Raw genomic sequence first — 17,928 nt, 5'->3', positions numbered from 1 at the left:
GGATTACCGACCAAGATCATCGGGTATCGGAACGCCTGTCCGGACCCGTCCGGCACTAAAGAGACGAAACGACACACAAACGACACACACCGGCATACGGCGATCGGGGTCACGCATGGAACTCAACGAGCGGGCCGAGCTCGACACCTCCCAGGCCAACGACCTGGGCCGGGGTAGCGGCGGGTCGGGCGGCGGCTTCGGCATCCCCATCCCCGGAGGCGGCGGCCGAGGCGGCATCATCGGCATCGTGGTGGCAGTTCTCGTCGCCCTGCTCGGCGGCGGGTTCGGTCTCAACGCCATGACCAACGGCGATGACGGCGGCCAGGCCGGGGGCGGTGACCTGGATCAGGTGTGCGGCACGACAAACCCCGACCGTCTCGACGACGCGCGCTGCCGCAACCTGCTCTACGTCAACAGCATCCAGGACTACTGGAAGAAGGCGTACCCCGAACTGGGCAGAAGCGACTACGAGGTCACCACTACGAACTTCTTCCAGGCGGCCGTGAACACCGGCTGCGGGCAGGCCGACTCGGGTGTCGGCCCGTTCTACTGCCCCGCAGACCGGAAGGTGTACATCGACCTGAGCTTCTACGACGAGCTGGCCTCCCGGTTCGGTGCCAAGGGTGAGTTCGCCCAGCCGTACGTGCTCGCCCACGAGTACGGCCACCACGTCCAGAACCTGCTCGGCACCAACGCGAAGGCCGGCCAGGGCGACCAGAGCGGGCCTCGCTCGGCCTCCGTGCGGTTGGAGCTCCAGGCCGACTGCTACGCCGGCGCCTGGGCCAGGCACGCCACCGAGAGCAAGGACAAGACCGGCCAGCAGCCGCTGTTCAAATCGATCACCGAGGCCGACATCAGCCAGGCCATCGACGCCGCCGAGGCGATCGGCGACGACAGCATCCAGGAGCGCTCCGGCGGGCGGGTCAACCCCGACCAGTTCACCCACGGCACGTCCGAGCAGCGCAAGCGCTGGTTCAACCAGGGCTACGACCGCGGCGACCCGAAGACCTGCGACACCTTCGGCACCGACCAGCTCTGACATCCGCTCCGAGATCGTGGCAGGCCCCTCGGCGGGCCTGCCACGATCGTCATTCCTGCCGAAGCTCCCCGCGTCAGGTCAGCCGCGAGACCTGGTAGTGGCCGATGAACCAGGTGTCGTCGACCCGCCGCAGGAGCACGCCGAGGTTGACCGTCAGGGCCGGCCGGTCGGTGAAGCCGAACTCCACCTCCAGGTAGCCGAGGACCACGTCGTCGGCGAGACGGCGGATCTCCCGGATGTCGTACGCGGCGGTCAGGCCGAGCGGCTGTCCGGCGTAGTACGCGGCGACGCCGGCAGGACCGACCGTGTACGGCTGCAACCCCTGAAAGATCGCGTCGTCGGTGAAGCACGCCGCGACCCGATCGGGCTCGTGGGCGTCGACAGCCGATTTCCACCGGTCGAGGACGGTACGCAGAATCTGCGCCTCGGACATGATGATCTCCCTGCTGGACGGACGTCCCCCATGGCGTGCCTGTCGAGCCGGCGTGCCCTCGCACGCTCAGCGAGGCGGCTGACCCGGATCGTTCGGGTGCGGCGTCAACGGCGTCACGGTCTCGCGCCGCCAGGCGCGCAGCGGCATCGACGCGAGCACGGCTTCCAGCTCATCGGCGTCGGCGGCCTGGAACAGCCCCCACGTACGCCACTCCCCCGGCGCCAACGGCGGCCGCCACAGCCGCAGGAGACTGCCCTGGGCCGACAGCTCGGCCGAACGCGCCGCCTCGCGCGCGCGCATGTCGGCGACGCCGTCCTCCGATGTTCCCTGCGGCACCGTCGTCACCATGTCAACCAGAAACTCCACGCACCCATCCTCCGGCGGCCAGCCGGGCAGCACGCCGCGAACCCCGTTTCGCGTGGCGATCGTCTCCCCGCCGACGCCGCCAGTGAGGGCCGAGGTCAGTCGGGGTCGCGCACCAGGATCCGTACCGCCCGGGCCGCACCCACCGCCGCCACCAGCACCGCGTGCCGAGGCTCCGGCACGTCGAGCAGCCGCTCCGCCCGCAACGGCACGAGCGGGGCCAACCGCCGGTCGGCCAGCACTCCGTCCACCGCCCGCCGGTCACCGCCGCAGACCAGCGCGGCGAGCGTCGCCGCCTGCGGCAACAGCAGCCGTACGGCCAGGTCCGCCGCGTCACCCAGCGCAGCCTTCGCCTGGTTGTCACGCCGGCGGGCGAACCGGTGCTGCGACCATCCCCCCGCAGCGGTGCGTCCCTGCACGTACCGGGTGTCCACCTTGGAGACCACGAGGTCGGCGCCCTCGGCCACCCCGAGCGCCACCGCGCCCTTGCGGGCCAGCAGCAGGCCGATCCGGCGGGGCGTGACGGCGGAGGCCACGAACCCGGCCACATCCACGCCGGCCGGCGCACCCGGTGGGGCGTACAGCTCAGCGGTTGCCCCGTCCGGGGCGGCGAGCAGTAGGCCGTACTCCTGGGCGCTGGTGGTGGGCGGGCCGTGCCGGTCGGCGAAGCCCTCGACCCAGCGGCCGACGCGGGCCGGGTCGACCTCGACCCACCGGCCTCCGCCGGCTGCGGGTCGACTGGTCATCGCCCGACCGTACGGCACAGCGGACCCATCCGGGCCCCCGGGCGGCCCCGGGCCCGGCCCGGACCAATGGGCGACACCGCCGACCCGGCGCGGTCGGGCGCCGGGTCGGGTGGCTCGCCCGTCGGATGGTTGCCGTGACCGTTCAGCCTGGCAGTAGCGCGGCCACCGCCAGCGCGGCGATCAGCGCGCTGGAGACCAGGCCGGTGATCAGCCGGCCACGCGGCCCGGTCAGCGCCCGGCCGACCACAGTGCCACCGCCGGCGATGACCAGTTGCCAACTCGCCGACGCCAGGAACACCCCGGCCACGAAGAGCGCCACCGGGACCACGCCCGAGTCGGCCGCGTCCCGGCGGCCGAGCACCAGCGCGGTGAAGTAGAGCACCGTCATCGGGTTCAGCAGGGTCAACCCGAGCAGCGCCGCGTAGGCCCGCCCCGGAGTGCTCATGCCGCCACCGTCGCGTGCCGTCGGCGGCCGCTGCGAGCGGTGCGCGGACCACGTCCGCAACAGGCCGTGCCCGGCGAGACCCAGCAGGACCACGGCGGCGACCACCCTCAGTGGCCCGGCGACCGGCGCGATGATTCCGGCCAGGCCGGCGCCGCCGAGCACGGCCACCACCGCATAGAGCCCGTCGGCCGTCGCCACCGCGAGCGCTGCGGCCGCACCCACCCGAAACGAGGTACGGGCGGTGAGCCCCAGAATGAGAATCGCGATCGCGCCGACCGGAATGGCGACGCCGTAGCCGGCCACGAGACCGGCGAGGAACGCCCCGGTCATGGACGTCGGTGGCGGCTCGAGGTTCGTCCCCGGAGCGGCCGCTGTCGACGCACGGCAGTGGCCGCACGGACAGGAACCTGCTTCGGGTACGCCTCAATCACACGCGCATCCTCCACGCCGGACCCGCGCCCTCGCCACCGATTTTCCCAGCGCCTCGCGCCTCGCGCCTCGCGCCCCGCGCCCCGCGCCCCGCGCCATGATCGTGCTCGAAGCAGGATGTAGTGGCCTCGGCGGCGCACCGAGGCCACTACATCGATGATCGAGCGCGATCTTGGGTTGTTCGGGGTCGGCCGACCGGGCAGAGCCGAACTTCAGGCGGTCAGCCGGGGGTCGCGACCGAGGTACGAGAGCAGGGCGACGACCTCGTCGGCCTCCTGAGCGGGGTCGATCGCCGGGGCGTACGCGCCGTAGGCCCGCAGCGGCTCGACGATCTGCCGGGCCGCCACCAGCAGGGGCCGGGCCAGTTCGGCGCCGAGCGGGGACGGCTGGCCGGTGGCCACCGCGATGTCCCAGGCGTGCACCGCCGCATCGAGGGCGCACGCTACGGCGCCGACCTCGGCCGGCAGCTTGCCCTGAGGCAGCGGCGTGGGCACCTCCGGGGCGTCGTCGGCGATGCTCTTCCAGGCCCGGGCGGACGCGTCGAGGGCAGCGCGCAGGTCGGCCAGCTTGTCGCCGTCAATCCGACCGGAGGGTGCGAACGGGTCCTCCGCCGGCCCCGGCCCGCCGTCGATCGCCGCCGCAAAAGCGAGCTGATCGCCGGCCGCGTGCTGAAGCACCTGCGTGACGTTCCACCGCTCGCACGGGGTGGGCCGCTCCCAGGCGTCGGCCGGAACCCCCTCGACGGTCGTCCGAAGCGCCTCGTGCGCCTGCTCGAGCACGATCCGCCACTGCGCCGCTGCCATCTCGCTCATCGTCCTGCCCCTCTCCGCCGGTCCCCTGCGAGCTTCCCCACTCGCCCTTGGAGTGGAACGTTCCGCTCCGTTCGCTGAATTCAGCTTAGCAGACCGGAACGATCCGTTCCACTAGTTTCGGGCGGCCTTGAAACGCGTCGAGCGCGGTACCCGGACGGGTACCGCGCTCGACGAAGTGGATCGGTCAGACGTTGAAGCCGAGGGAGCGGAGCTGGTCCCGACCCTCGTCAGTGATCTTGTCCGGGCCCCACGGCGGGAGCCACACCCAGTTGATCCGGATGTCGTTGACCAGGCCGCCGCCGGGGCCGGTGGTCAGGGCCTGCCGGGTCTGGTCCTCGATGACGTCGGTCAGCGGGCAGGCCGCCGAGGTGAGCGTCATGTCCAGGGTGGCGACGTTCTCGTCGTCGACGTGGACGCCGTACACGAGGCCCAGGTCGACCACGTTGATGCCGAGCTCCGGGTCGACGACGTCCTTCATCGCCTCCTCGATGTCGGCGATCATGGCCTTGCTGACGCCGCCCGCGGGAGCGGCGGCGTCACCGGTGCCATCGGTCGTCGCGGCGTCGGTCTGCGGGCCCACTGCGGTGTCACCGGCCTCCGGCGTCGCCTCAGTAGCGGTGTTCTCGCTCATGCCGTCTCTCCGCTTCGCTCCGTGACGCCATGAGGCACCAACGCGCTGAACCACTGATTCGCTCGCTGACGCTCGCTCATGCCGTCCCTCCGCATCGCTGTGTGGTGCCGCAAGGCACCACCGTGTCATTCGCTCGCTGACGCTCGCTCACGCCTTCACCTCCGGGCTCACGCCCACACCGGCGCGTGCCGCGGCGTCCTTGAACGCCATCCACGGCAGCAGCGCGCACTTGACCCGGGCGGGGTAACGGGCCACACCCGCGAAAGCAACCCCGTCACCGAGCACGTCCTCGTCCGGCGTGACCTGGCCACGTCCGGACATCAACTCCACGAACGCCTCGTGCACCTCGAATGCTTCCCCAGCACCCCGACCCCGCAGCAACTCGTGCAGCACACTCGCCGAGGCCTGGCTGATCGAGCAGCCCATCCCGTCGTACGAGATGTCGTGCAGCACCGTGCCGTCGGTGGCCACCCGGACGGTGACCTCGTCACCGCAGGTGGGGTTGACGTGGTGCGCCTCCGCGACCTGGTCACCCGGGTCGTCGGCATCGCGCAGGCCACGCCCGTGCGGGCGCTTGTAGTGGTCCAGGATGATCTCCTGGTAGAGCTGGTCGAGCTGCATCAGTCGAACACCTTCCGCACCTGCTCCAGACCGGCCACCAGAGCGTCGATCTCCTCGGTGGTGGTGTAGAGGTAGAACGAGGCCCGGGTCATGGCCGGAACGCCGAACCGGCTGCACACCGGCTTGGCACAGTGGTGGCCCACCCGCACCTGCACGCCGAGCGAGTCGAGCACCTGACCCACGTCGTGCGGGTGCACGTCACCCAACGCGAACGAGATGGTGCCACCCCGGCCCACCGGCACGGTCGGACCGAAGATCCGCAGGTCGGGCACCGAGCCGAGAGCGTCCAGCGCGTACGCCGTCAGCTCCTTCTCGTGCCACTGGATGGCCCGCATCCCGATGCCGGTCAGGTAATCGACCGCCGCACCGAGCGCGACCGCCTCGGCGATCGGCGGGGTGCCCGCCTCGAAGCGGGCCGGCGGCGCGGCGAAGGTCGAGCGGGCCATGGTGACCGTCTCGATCATCGAGCCGCCGCCGAAGACCGGCGGCATGGCCGCCAGCAGCTCACCCCGACCCCAGAGCACACCGATGCCGGTCGGACCGCACATCTTGTGGCCGGTGAAGACGATGTAGTCGGCGTCCAGGTCGACCACATCGATGGGCAGGTGCGGCACCGACTGCGAGCAGTCCAGCAACAGCAGCGCACCCACCTCGCGGACCCGCGCGGTGATCCGGGAGGTGGCGTTGACAGTGCCGAGGATGTTGGACATGTGCACCAGCGAGACGATCTTCGTCCGTTCGGTGACCAGATCCTCCAGGCCCGACTCGTCCAGCCGCCCCTGGTCGGTGACCGGGAACCAGCGCAGGGTCGCGCCGGTCCGCTCGCAGAGCAGCTGCCACGGGACGATGTTCGAGTGGTGCTCCATCTCGGAGATCACCACCTCGTCGCCCGGACCGAGCCGGAAACGGCTGTCGGCGTCCGGGCGCAGCGAGGCGTTCGAGAAGGCGTACGCCACGATGTTGATCGCCTCGGTGGAGTTCTTCGTGAACACCACCTCGTCGACGCTGGGCGCGTTGATGAACGCGGCAACCTTCGCCCGCGCCCCCTCGTACGCCTCGGTGGCCTCGGTGCCCAGGGTGTGCACCGAGCGCGACACGTTGGCGTTGTGCCGCGCGTAGTGCTCGTCGAGCACGTCGAGCACCTGGCGGGGTTTGTGCGAGGTGTTGGCGCTGTCGAGGTAGACCAGCGGGTGCCCGTTGATTTCCCGACCGAGGATCGGGAAGTCGGCGCGCACCCGGGCCACGTCGAAACGCGGCACGTCGTCGTGCTGCGGCATCCCCGAGGGGATCGCGATGCTGGTCATCTCGGCAGCGCCTCTCCCGCTCAGGCCTTGGCCGTGCCGGCCCCGGCGGCGTACCGCTCGTAGCCCTCGGCCTCGAGCTTGTCGGCCAGCTCCGGGCCGCCCTGCTCGACGATCCGGCCGGCCACGAAGACATGCACGAAGTCCGGCTTGATGTAGCGCAGGATCCGGGTGTAGTGGGTGATCAGCAGCACGCCGGTGTCGCCGGTGTCGCGGACCCGGTTGACGCCCTCGCTGACCACGCGCAGCGCGTCCACGTCGAGACCGGAGTCGGTCTCGTCGAGGATCGCGATCTTCGGCTTGAGCAGCTCCAGCTGGACGATCTCGTGCCGCTTCTTCTCACCACCGGAGAAGCCCTCGTTGACGTTGCGCTGGGCGAACGCCGGGTCCATCTGGAGGCGTTCCATCGCGCCGCGCAGCTCGCCACCCCAGGTACGGAGCTTCGGTGCCTCGCCGTCGATGGCGGTCTTCGCGGTCCGCAGGAAGTTCGCCACCGAGACGCCGGGCACCTCGACCGGGTACTGCATGGCCAGGAAGAGGCCGGCGCGGGCGCGCTCGTCGACCGTCATGGCCAGCACGTCCTCGCCGTCGAGAGTCACCGTGCCGCCGGTGATCTCGTACTTGGGGTGACCGGCGATCGAGTACGCCAGGGTGGACTTGCCGGAGCCGTTCGGGCCCATGATCGCGTGGGTCTCGCCCGACTTCACGGTCAGGTCGACGCCGGCCAGGATCGGCTTGAGCTCACCCTCGGGCAGCTTGACCGACACCTTCAGGTCGCGGATCTCCAGGGTGCTCATTATCGGGTCACTCCATTACTCGGCGTCAGGCTGAGGTAGATGTCGCCGTCGCGAACTTCGACGGGGTAGACGGGGACGGGTTCGGTGGCGGGCAGGCCGGTCGGCTCGCCGGTGCGCAGGTCGAAGCGCGAGCCGTGCAGCCAGCACTCGAGCGTGCAGCCATCGACCTCACCCTCGGAGAGCGCGACCGAGGCGTGCGAGCACTCGTCGTACGCGGCGTAGAAGCCGCCGTCCTCGCCGTGCACCAGGGCGATCGGCGTGCCGTCGACGTCCGCGCTGATCGCGGTGCCCTTCGGCACGTCCTCGGTGGAGCAGATGCGGATCATCAAGCGCCCGCCTTGGTCAGCCGGGCCTCGATCGCGTCGCCGAGGCTCTCACGCAGCGACTCCACCGGGATCTTGTTGATCAGCTCGGCGAAGAATCCACGCACCACCAGCCGGCGGGCCTCACTCTCCGGAATGCCCCGGGCCATCAGGTAGAACAACTGCTCGTCATCGAAGCGGCCGGTCGCGCTGGCGTGGCCGGCGCCGGAGATCTCGCCGGTCTCGATCTCCAGATTGGGTACGGAGTCCGCCCGTGCGCCGTCGGTGAGCAGCAGGTTCCGGTTGATCTCGTACGTGTCGGTGCCGGTCGCCTCGGCCCGGATGAGCACGTCGCCCACCCAGACGGTGTGCGCGCTCTCGCCCTGCAAAGCGCCCCGGTAGCCGACGTAGCTGCGGCAGTCCGGGATGCTGTGGTCGACCAGCTGCCGGTGCTCCAGGTGCTGGCCGGAGTCGGCGAAGTAGACGCCGTACAGCTCGGCCTCGCCGCCGCGCCCGGTGTATTCCACGCTGGTGAACTGCCGGACCAGGTCGCCACCCAGGGACACCTGGATGTGGATGACCTTGGCGTCCCGGCCCAGCTTGATCTTCAGGTGCTGGGCCTGGACCGCGTCGTCGGCCCAGTCGGCGACCGTGACCAGCGTCAGCTTCGCGCCGTCGGCCACGGCCACCTCGACGTTGTCGGCCAGGGTGGCCGAGCCGACGTGCTCCAACACCAGTGTCGCCTCGGCGAACCGGCCCACCTCGACGAAGGTGTGACCGAACGCCAGCTGCTCGACGCCCTCGCCGACCACCCGCAGCCGCACCGCCTCACCGAGCACCACGTCGGGGGCCACCCGCAGCAGCAGGGCGTCCGCGGCGGCACCGTAGGCCAGCGCGCTGACCCGGTCGACCGGGGTCAGCACGCTGCCGACCCGCTCGTCGTCACGGCCGACCCGGGTGATGGCGACGCCCTCGGGCAGGTCGCCGTACTCGTGTCGGACCGCACCGGTCGCGGCCGGCGCGTCACTGGTCAGGCCGCGGAGGCGCTTGAGCGGGGTGAAGCGCCACTCCTCCTCCAGGCCGGTGAGGGCCGGGAAGTCGGCGACGTCGTACGAGCGCAGCGCCTGCGACTTGGTGCTGGGCGGCGGCGCGGAAGCCTGGGTAGTCATTTCTTCCTTGGTCTGTTCTACGACGACGGTGTCAGGTGCTCGGTAGGGCGGGCGGCGTCAGCCGACCGCGCCCTCCATCTGAAGCTCGATCAGACGGTTGAGCTCCAGGGCGTACTCCATCGGGAGCTCCTTGGCGATCGGCTCGATGAAGCCGCGCACGATCATGGCCATCGCCTCGTCCTCGCTCAGGCCCCGGCTCATCAGGTAGAAGAGCTGGTCGTCGCTGATCTTGGAGACGGTCGCCTCGTGCCCCATCGACACGTCGTCCTCACGGATGTCGACGTACGGGTAGGTGTCCGAGCGGGAGATCGTGTCGACCAGCAGCGCGTCGCACTTGACAGTGCTCCGGCTGTGGTGCGAACCCTCCAGCACCTGCACCAGACCCCGGTACGAGGTGCGGCCGCCGCCGCGGGCGATCGACTTCGACACGATGGTCGAGGAGGTGTGCGGCGCGGCGTGCACCATCTTGGCGCCGGCGTCCTGGTGCTGACCCTCGCCGGCCATCGCCACCGAGAGCACCTCGCCCTTGGCGTGCTCGCCGGTCATGTAGACCGCCGGGTACTTCATGGTCACCTTGGAGCCGATGTTGCCGTCGACCCACTCCATGGTCGCGCCCTCGTGGCAGACGGCGCGCTTGGTGACCAGGTTGTAGACGTTGTTCGACCAGTTCTGGATGGTCGTGTAGCGGCAGCGCGCGTTCTTCTTGACGATGATCTCCACGACCGCGCTGTGCAACGAGTCGGAGGAGTAGAGCGGCGCGGTGCAGCCCTCGACGTAGTGCACGTACGCACCCTCGTCGACGATGATCAGCGTCCGCTCGAACTGGCCCATGTTCTCCGTGTTGATCCGGAAGTAGGCCTGCAGCGGGATCTCGACCTGCACGCCCTTCGGCACGTAGATGAACGAGCCACCGGACCACACCGAGGTGTTCAGGGCGGCGAACTTGTTGTCGCCGACCGGAATCACCGTGCCGAAGTACTCCTTGAAGACGTCCTCGTGCTCGCGCAGCGCCGTGTCGGTGTCCAGGAAGAGAACGCCCTGCTCCTCAAGGTCCTCGCGGATCTTGTGGTAGACGACCTCCGACTCGTACTGCGCCGCGACACCGGCGACCAGCCGCTGCTTCTCCGCCTCCGGGATGCCCAGCCGGTCGTAGGTGTTCTTGATGTCCTCGGGCAGGTCCTCCCAGCTGGTGGCCTGCTTCTCGGTCGACCGCACGAAGTACTTGATGTTGTCGAAGTCGATCCCGCTGAGGTCCGCGCCCCAGGCCGGCATCGGCTTACGGCCGAACAGCCGCAGGCCCTTCAGCCGCAGGTCGAGCATCCACGCCGGCTCGTTCTTCTTGGCCGAGATGTCCCGCACCACCGCCTCGTTGATGCCGCGCTGGGCGACCGCCCCGGCGGCGTCCGGGTCGGACCAGCCGTACTCGTACCGGCCCAGGGCGGCGAGCTGCTCTTCCTGGGTCAGGGGCTGGACGATCTGCTCGGTCATCTATCTGTCCTCACAGTGGTTACGGGATTACCGGATTGAGCGCGGCCCGACTGGGTCGGGATGTGCGTGGTGCACACCCCGTCGCCGTGCGCGATGGTGGCCAGACGCTGCACGTGGGTGCCGACCAGACGGGAGATAACCGCGGTCTCGGCCTCGCACAGCTGGGGAAACTCGGCGGCCACGTGCGCCACCGGGCAGTGGTGCTGACACAGCTGGCCGCCGGAGGCGATCGTGGACGCGTTGGCAGCGTAACCCTCGGCGGTGAGCGCGGCGGCGAGTGCCTCGGCTCGGGCCAGAGGGTCGTCGCCGGCGTCCTCCATGGCCGTCCGACAACGTGATTCGAGGGCGGACACCTGCTCGGTGGCGAACGCCTCGACCGCGCCCGAGCCACCGCTGCGGGCGATCCAGCGCAGCGCGGCGGTGGCCATGTTGTCGTAGTGGTGTGTGCCACAACGGACCCGGGCGGCCTCGGTCAACAGGAACACCTTGGCCGGGCGACCCCGACCGCGACTGCCCTGCACGGTCTGCTCGCGGGCGTACACGTCACCGTCCGCGAGCATCGCGTCCAGGTGCCGGCGGATCGCCGCCGGGCTGAGCCCGAGCGCCGCGCCAAGCTGCGCGGCGGTGGTGGCACCCTGCTCCAGCAGCAACTGGGTGACCCGATCCCGGGTGGAGACCTCAGCCGCCGCCGGCCCGGCGAGCTCGGCCGACGTGGTCACGGCAGGCGCGGAGGCGGACGTACCGAGGGCCGGCACGGCCGTCGGTTGGTGCCCGGAGAGCGCCGCCGCGTTTTTCACAACGCCAACGTTACGTAATTACCCGGAGGGTCGCAAACCCGGGCCCCGGTGATCCGAACCACCGAGCCGACGGAGTCGGACGAACCTCGATCACTACGGTGCGTAGGATTTGCGCCGTGAACCGAATCGTCCGTCCGGTCTCCGGCATCCTGCTGCGCCGCCTCGCGCTCGCCTCGATCATCGCGAACGTGGGCATCGTCGTCACCGGCGGGGCCGTCCGGTTGACCGCCTCGGGCCTCGGCTGCCCCACCTGGCCCCGGTGCACCGACGATTCCTACGTCACCACGCCGGAAATGGGCGTGTACGGGGTGATCGAGTTCGGCAACCGCATGCTGACCTTCGCGGTGGGTCTGATCGCGCTGGCCACCGTACTGGCCGTACTGGCCCACCGACCCCGCCGACCCGGGCTCCTCGCACTGGCCGTGGCGGTCTTCCTGGGCATCCCCGCCCAGGCGGTGATCGGTGGCATCACCGTGCTGACCAACCTCAACCCGTGGGTGGTCGGGCTGCACTTCCTGGCCTCGATGGCCGTGATCGCCGCCGCGTACGCCCTCTGGCGACGCATCGGCGACCCCGACGGCCCGACCGTGGCCGTGGTGCCCGCACCGCTGCGCGCGCTGGCCCGGGTCACCACCGGCGTCACCGTCGCCGTGCTGGTCGTCGGCACCTGGGTCACCGGCAGCGGCCCGCACGCCGGCGACCACGGCGCCGCCCGCAACGGGCTCGACCCGGAGACGATCTCGCAGGTGCACGCGGACGGGGTCTTCCTGCTGATCGGGCTGTCGGTGGCGCTGATCTTCGCGTTCCGCGCCGTCAGTGCGCAGCGAGCCACCCGCACCGCGATCATCCTGGTCGCCGTGGAGTTGGGTCAGGGCCTGATCGGCTTCGTGCAGTACTTCACCCACGTGCCGGCGATCCTGGTCGGCGCGCACATGCTCGGCTCCTGCCTGGTGCTGCTGGCCGCCCTGTCGGTGCAGTGGTCCACCCGGGAACGCCGCGCGGTCACGTCGGCCCCCCAGGCCACCCCGGCCGACGCCGCCGCCCCGGTACCAGTCACCGCCTGACCGCCCCGCGCCCCGCGCCCCGCGCCCCGCGCCCCGCGCCCCGCGCCCCGCGCCCCGCGCCCCGCGCCCCGCGCCCCGCGCCCCGCGCCCCGCGCCAAGATCTGCGCAACTCCCCCGATGTTGCTGGCTCCGACACGCGGGAGGCAGCAACATCCCTGATGTTACGCGGATCTTGACAACGAATCCCGCCCACGAGGAGACCCGGACCCGGGTTTGGCCGCCCACGGCCACCAGGATCGCACTCGAACCAGGATGTAGTGGCCACGGAACGCCAGGAAGCCACTACAACCAGAATGTTGCGCGATCTTGCTGGCGGCAGCACGGACGCACAGCGGCGCGGGCGCACGGCAGCACGGACGCACAGCGGCGCGGGCGGCCGTTGGGGTTGTTTGTTGTGGTGGGGTCAGGCGGTGCGGGCCAGGTGGGTCGTAATCGCGGTGGCGAGGCGGTCGGGGGCGCCGTCCGCGTACCCGATGAAGAGTGACGGCTCGGTCAGCTCCAGTTCGACCAGGACCGGCTCGCCGTCTGGGCCGGGGATCAGGTCGACCCGGGCGTAGAGCAGCTGGCCGGTGCCGCCGGGCACCGTCACGAGGGTCTGCTCGGCCACCGCCAGCTGTTCAGGGCGGGCGGTGCGGGCGGTGATTTCTTCGGCCTTGTAGAGCCCGTCCGGGCCGAGGTCCGGCCCGGACAGCATCGGACCCTTGCGGATCGCATGGCTGAACGCGAGCCCCTCGGGGCCGGCCAGGAAGAGCAGGGCCGTCTCGCCCTCGGTGTCCACGGCCCGCAGGTACGGCTGGACCATGGTGACCCGGCCGGCCTCGGAGAGCCGGCGAACGTGTGCGGCGGCCAGGTCCCGGTGCTCCGGGTCGGCCAGGTCGTACCGGCCGGTGTCCTGGCTCCCGGCGCTGACCGCGGGCTTGAGCACGTACTCGCCGGTCTCGGCGGGCAGCTGCCAGCTCTCCCCCGGCTCGATCCACGACGTCGGCACGGTTGGCACCCCGGCGGCGCTCAGTTCGGTGAGGTAGCGCTTGTCGGTGTTCCAGCGGACCACGTCCGGCGGGTTGACCAGCCTCGGCACGGTGGTCGCCCAGGACACGAACTCGTCGCGGCGTAGCGCGTAGTCCCAGGGTGAGCGGAGCACGACCAGGTCGTAGGACGACCAGTCGACGTCGGGGTCGTCCCAGACGACGGTCTGGACGGCGACGCCACGGGCGGCGAGTGGGGCCAGGACCAGTTGGTCGTCCGGGTCGAGGTCGGCCAGGTCTGAGCAGGTGACGAGAGCGACCCGGGGTTCCCCCCGGGTCGACTGGTGATATGTGGTCAATTCAGCTGTCTATTCAGCGGGCCATCGTGCGCCGGGCCATCGACCGCCAGAGGTCGTTGCTCGGACGCATCTGGTCCATCAGTTCACGCTCCCAGGCGTTCTCGACGGTGACTCCCGCCTTGGCGCACGCCTCCCGGGCGGTGACGGTGTCGTCGGCGAACTGGTCGCCCCACTCGCCGTCGGAACCCACCAGGACGATCCGCGCGCCACGCTTGCCGACGTACTCGATGACCGCCTTCGCGCCGCCGTGTCCGGCCGCGAACGCCTTGAGGCCCGCGACCAGGCCCTGGGGCGCCTGCTCGCCGGCGGTCTGCTCGGCCGTCAGCGTCGTATCGGAACCATCTGCCATGACGCGAAGCCTAAGCAGAGTTGCACCCCGTGGGGCGAGAACCATGAACCTTTTGTGATGCCAATTACCTACAGGTTTAAGGGCGACCACAGGTTAACTGTCCGTTTATTTACCGACTTTTGCGCTCAAACCACGTCGGGAAATCGCCTCCGAACCAACCCAGGTTGAGCCGATCCGACTCATGCTGAAAGTTACACTGATGTGACATTAAACCCGGACAACTCATCCACGTCCATGATTAGTCAGTAGATCGTCGGCGCCATTCGCCGCCAGGCAGGGCCACGGCGCGACATCTGACGGACGACGCGAGGGCCGCCGAGCCGCAGCGCGCAAGGGAGCCCCGGTGCCAAGGGAGCCCCGGTGCCCAGGAAAGCCGACAGCCAGTGAAGACGGCGGGCGGAGGCCACTGCCTTGGACGCGAAGGGCGCGGAGCCGGGCCGTGCGGGACGGGTCAGATCAGCGCGTCGAGCGCGACGGCCACGAAGACGATCGTCAGGTACGTCGTCGACCAGTGGAACAGCCGCATCGGTTTGACCGCCTCGCCGCGCGTCGCGCGCCGGCAGAGCCGGTGTGCCTCGACCACGAAGATGGCACCCACCACCAGTGTCGGCACCCCGTAGATCGCGCTGAGCCCCAGCGGCCAGACGGCCAGGGAGGTGAGCACGGTGAGCCACGCGAAGATCAGGATCTCGGCGTTCACCCGGCGGATCGAGGCCACCACCGGGAGCATCGGGATGCCGGCCCGGGCGTAGTCGTCCTTGTACTTCATGGCGAGCGGGTAGAAGTGCGGCATCTGCCAGAAGAAGACCACCGCGAAGAGCCCCCAGGCGGCCGGCGCCAGCGAGCCGGTCACTGCCGCCCACCCGATCAGCACCGGCGCCGCCCCGCAGGCGCCGCCCCAGAAGGTGTTCGTCGGGGTGGAGCGCTTGAGCCACAGGGTGTAGACGAGGTCGTAGTAGGCGATCGCGGCGAGGGTCAGCCCCGCGGCGAGCAGGTTGGTGAACGCCGCCATCAGGGCCACCGACACCGCCGCCAGCACCAGACCGAAGATCAGCGCGCTTCGCGGCGACACGGTGTGCGCCGGCAGCGGCCGACGCTTGGTGCGCCGCATCAGCTGGTCGATGTCGCGGTCGATGTAGCAGTTGAGGACGCTTGCCGCGCCGGCGGCGAGCGAGCCACCGATCAGCACGACGGCCATCAGCCACAGCGACGGCAGCCCGCCCTCGGCGAGCATCATCGCCGGGATGGTGGTGACCAGCAGCAACTCGACGATCCGCGGCTTGGTGAGCGCCACGTACGCCGAGAGGACCGCGCGTACGTCCCGCCGGGCCACCGGGCCCTCGGCCGCCCGCGCCGGGTGTGGCCCGGCCGGGTTGCTCGCGGGGCGCTCGGTGATCATGCTCACGGATTGCCACCTTCCGGCATCGGCACGGGGGAGATCGGATCGGTCGGGACCGCTGGGGTCCGCATACCGCCCCACACACTACGCGTCGTCGTTTTGGCTGCCCGGCCGACCCGACAACGGTGCGGGCCGTCACACCACCGGGTTGAACGGAGCATCCGGATGGTCACGTGGCGCACACCATGCGCAGATCCCCGGGCGCACGTTTAGGGACGCTCGATAAGGTCATCGGTGAGGGTTCCGCCCATCTGCCGAGGAGCACAACCATCGTGGCTGTTAAACGACCCGAGCACTCCGCACTCAACTGGTCCGACCTCGATCGCCGGGCCGTAGACACCGTCCGCGTGCTGGCCATGGACGCCGTAGAGAAATCCGGCAACGGTCACCCGGGCACCGCGATGAGCCTCGCGCCCGCGGCGTACCTCCTCTTCAACCGCGTCATGCGGCACAACCCGGCCGACCCGAACTGGCCCGGCCGCGACCGGTTCGTGCTCTCCGCCGGGCACTCCAGCCTGACGCTCTACATCCAGCTGTTCCTCTCCGGTTACCCGCTGAGCCTGGACGACCTCAAGTCGCTGCGGCAGTGGGGCTCGCAGACGCCGGGGCACCCCGAGCACGGGCACACGCCGGGCGTGGAAACCACCACCGGCCCGCTCGGGCAGGGTCTGGGCAACGCGGTCGGCATGGCCATGGCGGCCCGCCGCGAGCGCGGCCTGTTCGACCCTGAGGCCGAGCTCGGCGCATCGGTCTTCGACCACAACATCTGGTGCATCGTCTCCGACGGTGACATCGAGGAGGGCATCAGCCACGAGGCCAGCGCCCTCGCCGGGCACCAGCAGCTGGGCAACCTCACGGTGATCTACGACGACAACGAGATCTCCATCGAGGACGACACCCGGATCGCCAAGAGCGAGGACGTGGCCGCGCGCTACGAGGCGTACGGCTGGCACGTGCAGACCGTCGACTGGCGCAGCGGCGACGCCGACCAGGGCGACTACCACGAGGACGCCGAGGCGCTGTACGCGGCGCTGGTGGCGGCCCGGGCGGAGACCGCCCGCCCCTCCTTCATCGCGCTGCGCACCATCATCGGCTGGCCCGCGCCCAACAAGCAGAACACCGGCAAGATCCACGGCTCGGCGCTCGGCGCCGACGAGGTGAAGGCCACCAAGCGGATCCTCGACTTCGACCCGGAGCAGACCTTCCAGGTCGACGAGGAGGTGCTCAGCCACGCCCGCACGGTGATGGGCCGCGGCGACGCCGCCGAGCAGGAGTGGACCACCGCGTTCGACGCCTGGAAGAAGGCCAACCCGGAGCGCACCGCGCTCTACGAGCGGTTGGCTGGTCGCGTACTCCCCGACGGCTGGACCGACGCGTTGCCGGTCTTCCCCGCGGACGCCAAGGGGGTGGCCACCCGGGCCGCCTCCGGCAAGGTGCTGGAGGCGCTCGCGCCGGTGCTCCCGGAGCTGTGGGGTGGCTCGGCCGACCTGGCCGAGAGCAACAACACCACAATGAAGGGCGAGCCGTCGTTCATCCCGGCCGCGCACGCCACCAAGGATTTCCCCGGCCACGAGTACGGCCGCACGCTGCACTTCGGCATCCGTGAGCACGCCATGGGCGCGATCCTCAACGGCATCGCCCTGCACGGCGGCACCCGCCCGTACGGCGGCACGTTCCTGGTCTTCAGCGACTACATGCGTCCGTCGGTGCGGCTGGCCGCGTTGATGAAGCTTCCGGTGACCTACGTCTGGACGCACGACTCGATCGGTCTGGGCGAGGACGGCCCGACCCACCAGCCGGTGGAGCACCTGACCGCGCTGCGCGCCATCCCGGGCCTGGACGTGGTCCGTCCGGCGGACGCCAACGAGACCGCCTGGGCCTGGCGGCAGGCGCTGGAGCACACCGACCGGCCCACCGCGCTGGCGCTGAGCCGTCAGCCGCTGCCGACCCTGGACCGCGACGTCCTGGGCAGCGCCGAGGGCGTGGCCAAGGGCGGGTACGTGCTGGCCGAGGCGTCCAACGGCAAGCCTCAGGTGATCATCGTCGGCACCGGTTCCGAGGTGCAGCTCTGCCTGACCGCCCGGGAGCGGCTGGAGGCCGACGGCACCCCGACCCGGGTCGTCTCGATGCCCTGCCAGGAGTGGTTCTACGAGCAGGACGAGGCATATCGGGAGTCGGTGCTCCCGCGCGGGGTAAAGGCACGGGTGAGCGTGGAAGCGGGCATCGCGATGTCCTGGCGCGGGATCGTCGGTGACCTGGGCGAGAGCGTGAGCCTGGAGCACTACGGCGCGAGTGCCCCGCACACCGTGCTCTTCGAGCAGTTCGGGTTCACCGGTGACCGGATCGTGGCGGCGGCACACGCCTCGCTGGCCCGGGTGGGCGACATCACCGGTTTCACGACCGGCAACTGAGGGAGCGT

19 protein-coding genes are annotated in these 17,928 nt (G+C 70.4%); 3 read left to right on the top strand and 16 right to left on the bottom strand.

Annotation, left to right across the window (positions count from 1 at the left end; all coding sequences use genetic code 11):
* Nucleotides 1-115 precede the first annotated feature (115 nt).
* A complete protein-coding gene (locus ACIA47_RS31755) occupies nucleotides 116-1,039 on the top strand; it encodes a neutral zinc metallopeptidase (protein ID WP_396712078.1) in 924 nt (307 codons plus the stop codon).
* Nucleotides 1,040-1,112: 73 nt separating this feature from the next.
* Here the strand turns inward: ACIA47_RS31755 and ACIA47_RS31750 are convergent, their stop codons facing one another.
* From ACIA47_RS31750 to ACIA47_RS31690, 13 genes are all read right to left on the bottom strand, one after another.
* Nucleotides 1,113-1,472: a YybH family protein gene (locus tag ACIA47_RS31750; RefSeq protein WP_396712076.1), complete on the bottom strand. Its 360-nt coding sequence runs from the start codon at nucleotides 1,470-1,472 to the stop codon at nucleotides 1,113-1,115.
* A gap of 66 nt (nucleotides 1,473-1,538) precedes the next feature.
* Nucleotides 1,539-1,838: a muconolactone Delta-isomerase family protein gene (locus ACIA47_RS31745; RefSeq protein ID WP_396712074.1), complete on the bottom strand. Its 300-nt coding sequence runs from the start codon at nucleotides 1,836-1,838 to the stop codon at nucleotides 1,539-1,541.
* A 95-nt stretch (nucleotides 1,839-1,933) separates the two neighbouring features.
* Nucleotides 1,934-2,581 carry an acVLRF1 family peptidyl-tRNA hydrolase gene (locus ACIA47_RS31740; RefSeq protein ID WP_396712072.1) on the bottom strand — a complete coding sequence of 216 codons (648 nt, stop codon included), beginning with the start codon at nucleotides 2,579-2,581 and terminating at the stop codon, nucleotides 1,934-1,936.
* Nucleotides 2,582-2,723: 142 nt separating this feature from the next.
* Entirely contained in the window at nucleotides 2,724-3,356 is a 633-nt protein-coding gene (locus tag ACIA47_RS31735; protein WP_396712070.1) for a LysE family transporter, read from the bottom strand.
* Between the two features lie 311 nt (nucleotides 3,357-3,667).
* Nucleotides 3,668-4,267, bottom strand: coding sequence for a TIGR03086 family metal-binding protein (locus ACIA47_RS31730; RefSeq protein ID WP_396712068.1), 600 nt, complete (start codon nucleotides 4,265-4,267; stop codon nucleotides 3,668-3,670).
* Nucleotides 4,268-4,451: 184 nt separating this feature from the next.
* Nucleotides 4,452-4,898, bottom strand: coding sequence for a metal-sulfur cluster assembly factor (locus tag ACIA47_RS31725; protein ID WP_396712066.1), 447 nt, complete (start codon nucleotides 4,896-4,898; stop codon nucleotides 4,452-4,454).
* Nucleotides 4,899-5,045: 147 nt separating this feature from the next.
* A complete protein-coding gene (gene sufU, locus ACIA47_RS31720; RefSeq protein WP_091403700.1) occupies nucleotides 5,046-5,519 on the bottom strand; it encodes a Fe-S cluster assembly sulfur transfer protein SufU in 474 nt (157 codons plus the stop codon).
* The gene (locus ACIA47_RS31715) at nucleotides 5,519-6,823 is read right to left on the bottom strand and encodes a cysteine desulfurase (RefSeq protein WP_396712064.1); all 1,305 of its coding nucleotides are present in this window, start codon (nucleotides 6,821-6,823) and stop codon (nucleotides 5,519-5,521) included. The genes sufU and ACIA47_RS31715 overlap by 1 nt, the downstream gene beginning before the upstream one ends.
* 20 nt (nucleotides 6,824-6,843) lie before the next feature.
* Entirely contained in the window at nucleotides 6,844-7,617 is a 774-nt protein-coding gene (gene sufC, locus ACIA47_RS31710) for a Fe-S cluster assembly ATPase SufC (protein WP_007462702.1), read from the bottom strand.
* The gene (locus ACIA47_RS31705) at nucleotides 7,617-7,943 is read right to left on the bottom strand and encodes a non-heme iron oxygenase ferredoxin subunit (RefSeq protein ID WP_091403693.1); all 327 of its coding nucleotides are present in this window, start codon (nucleotides 7,941-7,943) and stop codon (nucleotides 7,617-7,619) included. The genes sufC and ACIA47_RS31705 overlap by 1 nt, the downstream gene beginning before the upstream one ends.
* Nucleotides 7,943-9,088 (bottom strand): Fe-S cluster assembly protein SufD, encoded by a 1,146-nt coding sequence (sufD, locus tag ACIA47_RS31700; RefSeq protein ID WP_396712062.1) that lies wholly within the window; start codon nucleotides 9,086-9,088, stop codon nucleotides 7,943-7,945. The genes ACIA47_RS31705 and sufD overlap by 1 nt, the downstream gene beginning before the upstream one ends.
* A gap of 57 nt (nucleotides 9,089-9,145) precedes the next feature.
* The gene (gene sufB / locus ACIA47_RS31695; RefSeq protein WP_109820752.1) at nucleotides 9,146-10,576 is read right to left on the bottom strand and encodes a Fe-S cluster assembly protein SufB; all 1,431 of its coding nucleotides are present in this window, start codon (nucleotides 10,574-10,576) and stop codon (nucleotides 9,146-9,148) included.
* The gene (locus ACIA47_RS31690) at nucleotides 10,573-11,373 is read right to left on the bottom strand and encodes a helix-turn-helix transcriptional regulator (RefSeq protein WP_396712059.1); all 801 of its coding nucleotides are present in this window, start codon (nucleotides 11,371-11,373) and stop codon (nucleotides 10,573-10,575) included. Before ACIA47_RS31690 ends, sufB begins: the two co-directional genes overlap by 4 nt.
* Nucleotides 11,374-11,471: 98 nt before the next feature.
* Between ACIA47_RS31690 and ACIA47_RS31685 the strand changes: the two genes are divergently transcribed.
* A complete protein-coding gene (locus ACIA47_RS31685) occupies nucleotides 11,472-12,437 on the top strand; it encodes a heme A synthase (RefSeq protein WP_396712056.1) in 966 nt (321 codons plus the stop codon).
* Between the two features lie 403 nt (nucleotides 12,438-12,840).
* Here ACIA47_RS31685 and ACIA47_RS31680 read toward each other — a convergent pair whose 3' ends face one another.
* From ACIA47_RS31680 to ACIA47_RS31670, 3 genes are all read right to left on the bottom strand, one after another.
* The gene (locus ACIA47_RS31680) at nucleotides 12,841-13,761 is read right to left on the bottom strand and encodes a RimK family alpha-L-glutamate ligase (protein ID WP_396712054.1); all 921 of its coding nucleotides are present in this window, start codon (nucleotides 13,759-13,761) and stop codon (nucleotides 12,841-12,843) included.
* Between the two features lie 13 nt (nucleotides 13,762-13,774).
* Nucleotides 13,775-14,110 (bottom strand): hypothetical protein, encoded by a 336-nt coding sequence (locus ACIA47_RS31675; protein WP_091403682.1) that lies wholly within the window; start codon nucleotides 14,108-14,110, stop codon nucleotides 13,775-13,777.
* 451 nt (nucleotides 14,111-14,561) lie between these two features.
* The gene (locus tag ACIA47_RS31670) at nucleotides 14,562-15,515 is read right to left on the bottom strand and encodes a heme o synthase (protein WP_396712050.1); all 954 of its coding nucleotides are present in this window, start codon (nucleotides 15,513-15,515) and stop codon (nucleotides 14,562-14,564) included.
* Between the two features lie 266 nt (nucleotides 15,516-15,781).
* Here ACIA47_RS31670 and tkt point away from each other — a divergent pair, with 266 nt between their 5' ends.
* Entirely contained in the window at nucleotides 15,782-17,920 is a 2,139-nt protein-coding gene (gene tkt, locus ACIA47_RS31665; RefSeq protein ID WP_350865686.1) for a transketolase, read from the top strand.
* Nucleotides 17,921-17,928: the final 8 nt, after the last annotated feature.

Origin of the sequence: Micromonospora sp. NPDC051227, assembly GCF_044455385.1 — a bacterium.
In the GTDB taxonomy this organism is placed as follows: domain Bacteria; phylum Actinomycetota; class Actinomycetes; order Mycobacteriales; family Micromonosporaceae; genus Micromonospora.
This window is presented reverse-complemented; position numbering and strand designations above follow the sequence as displayed.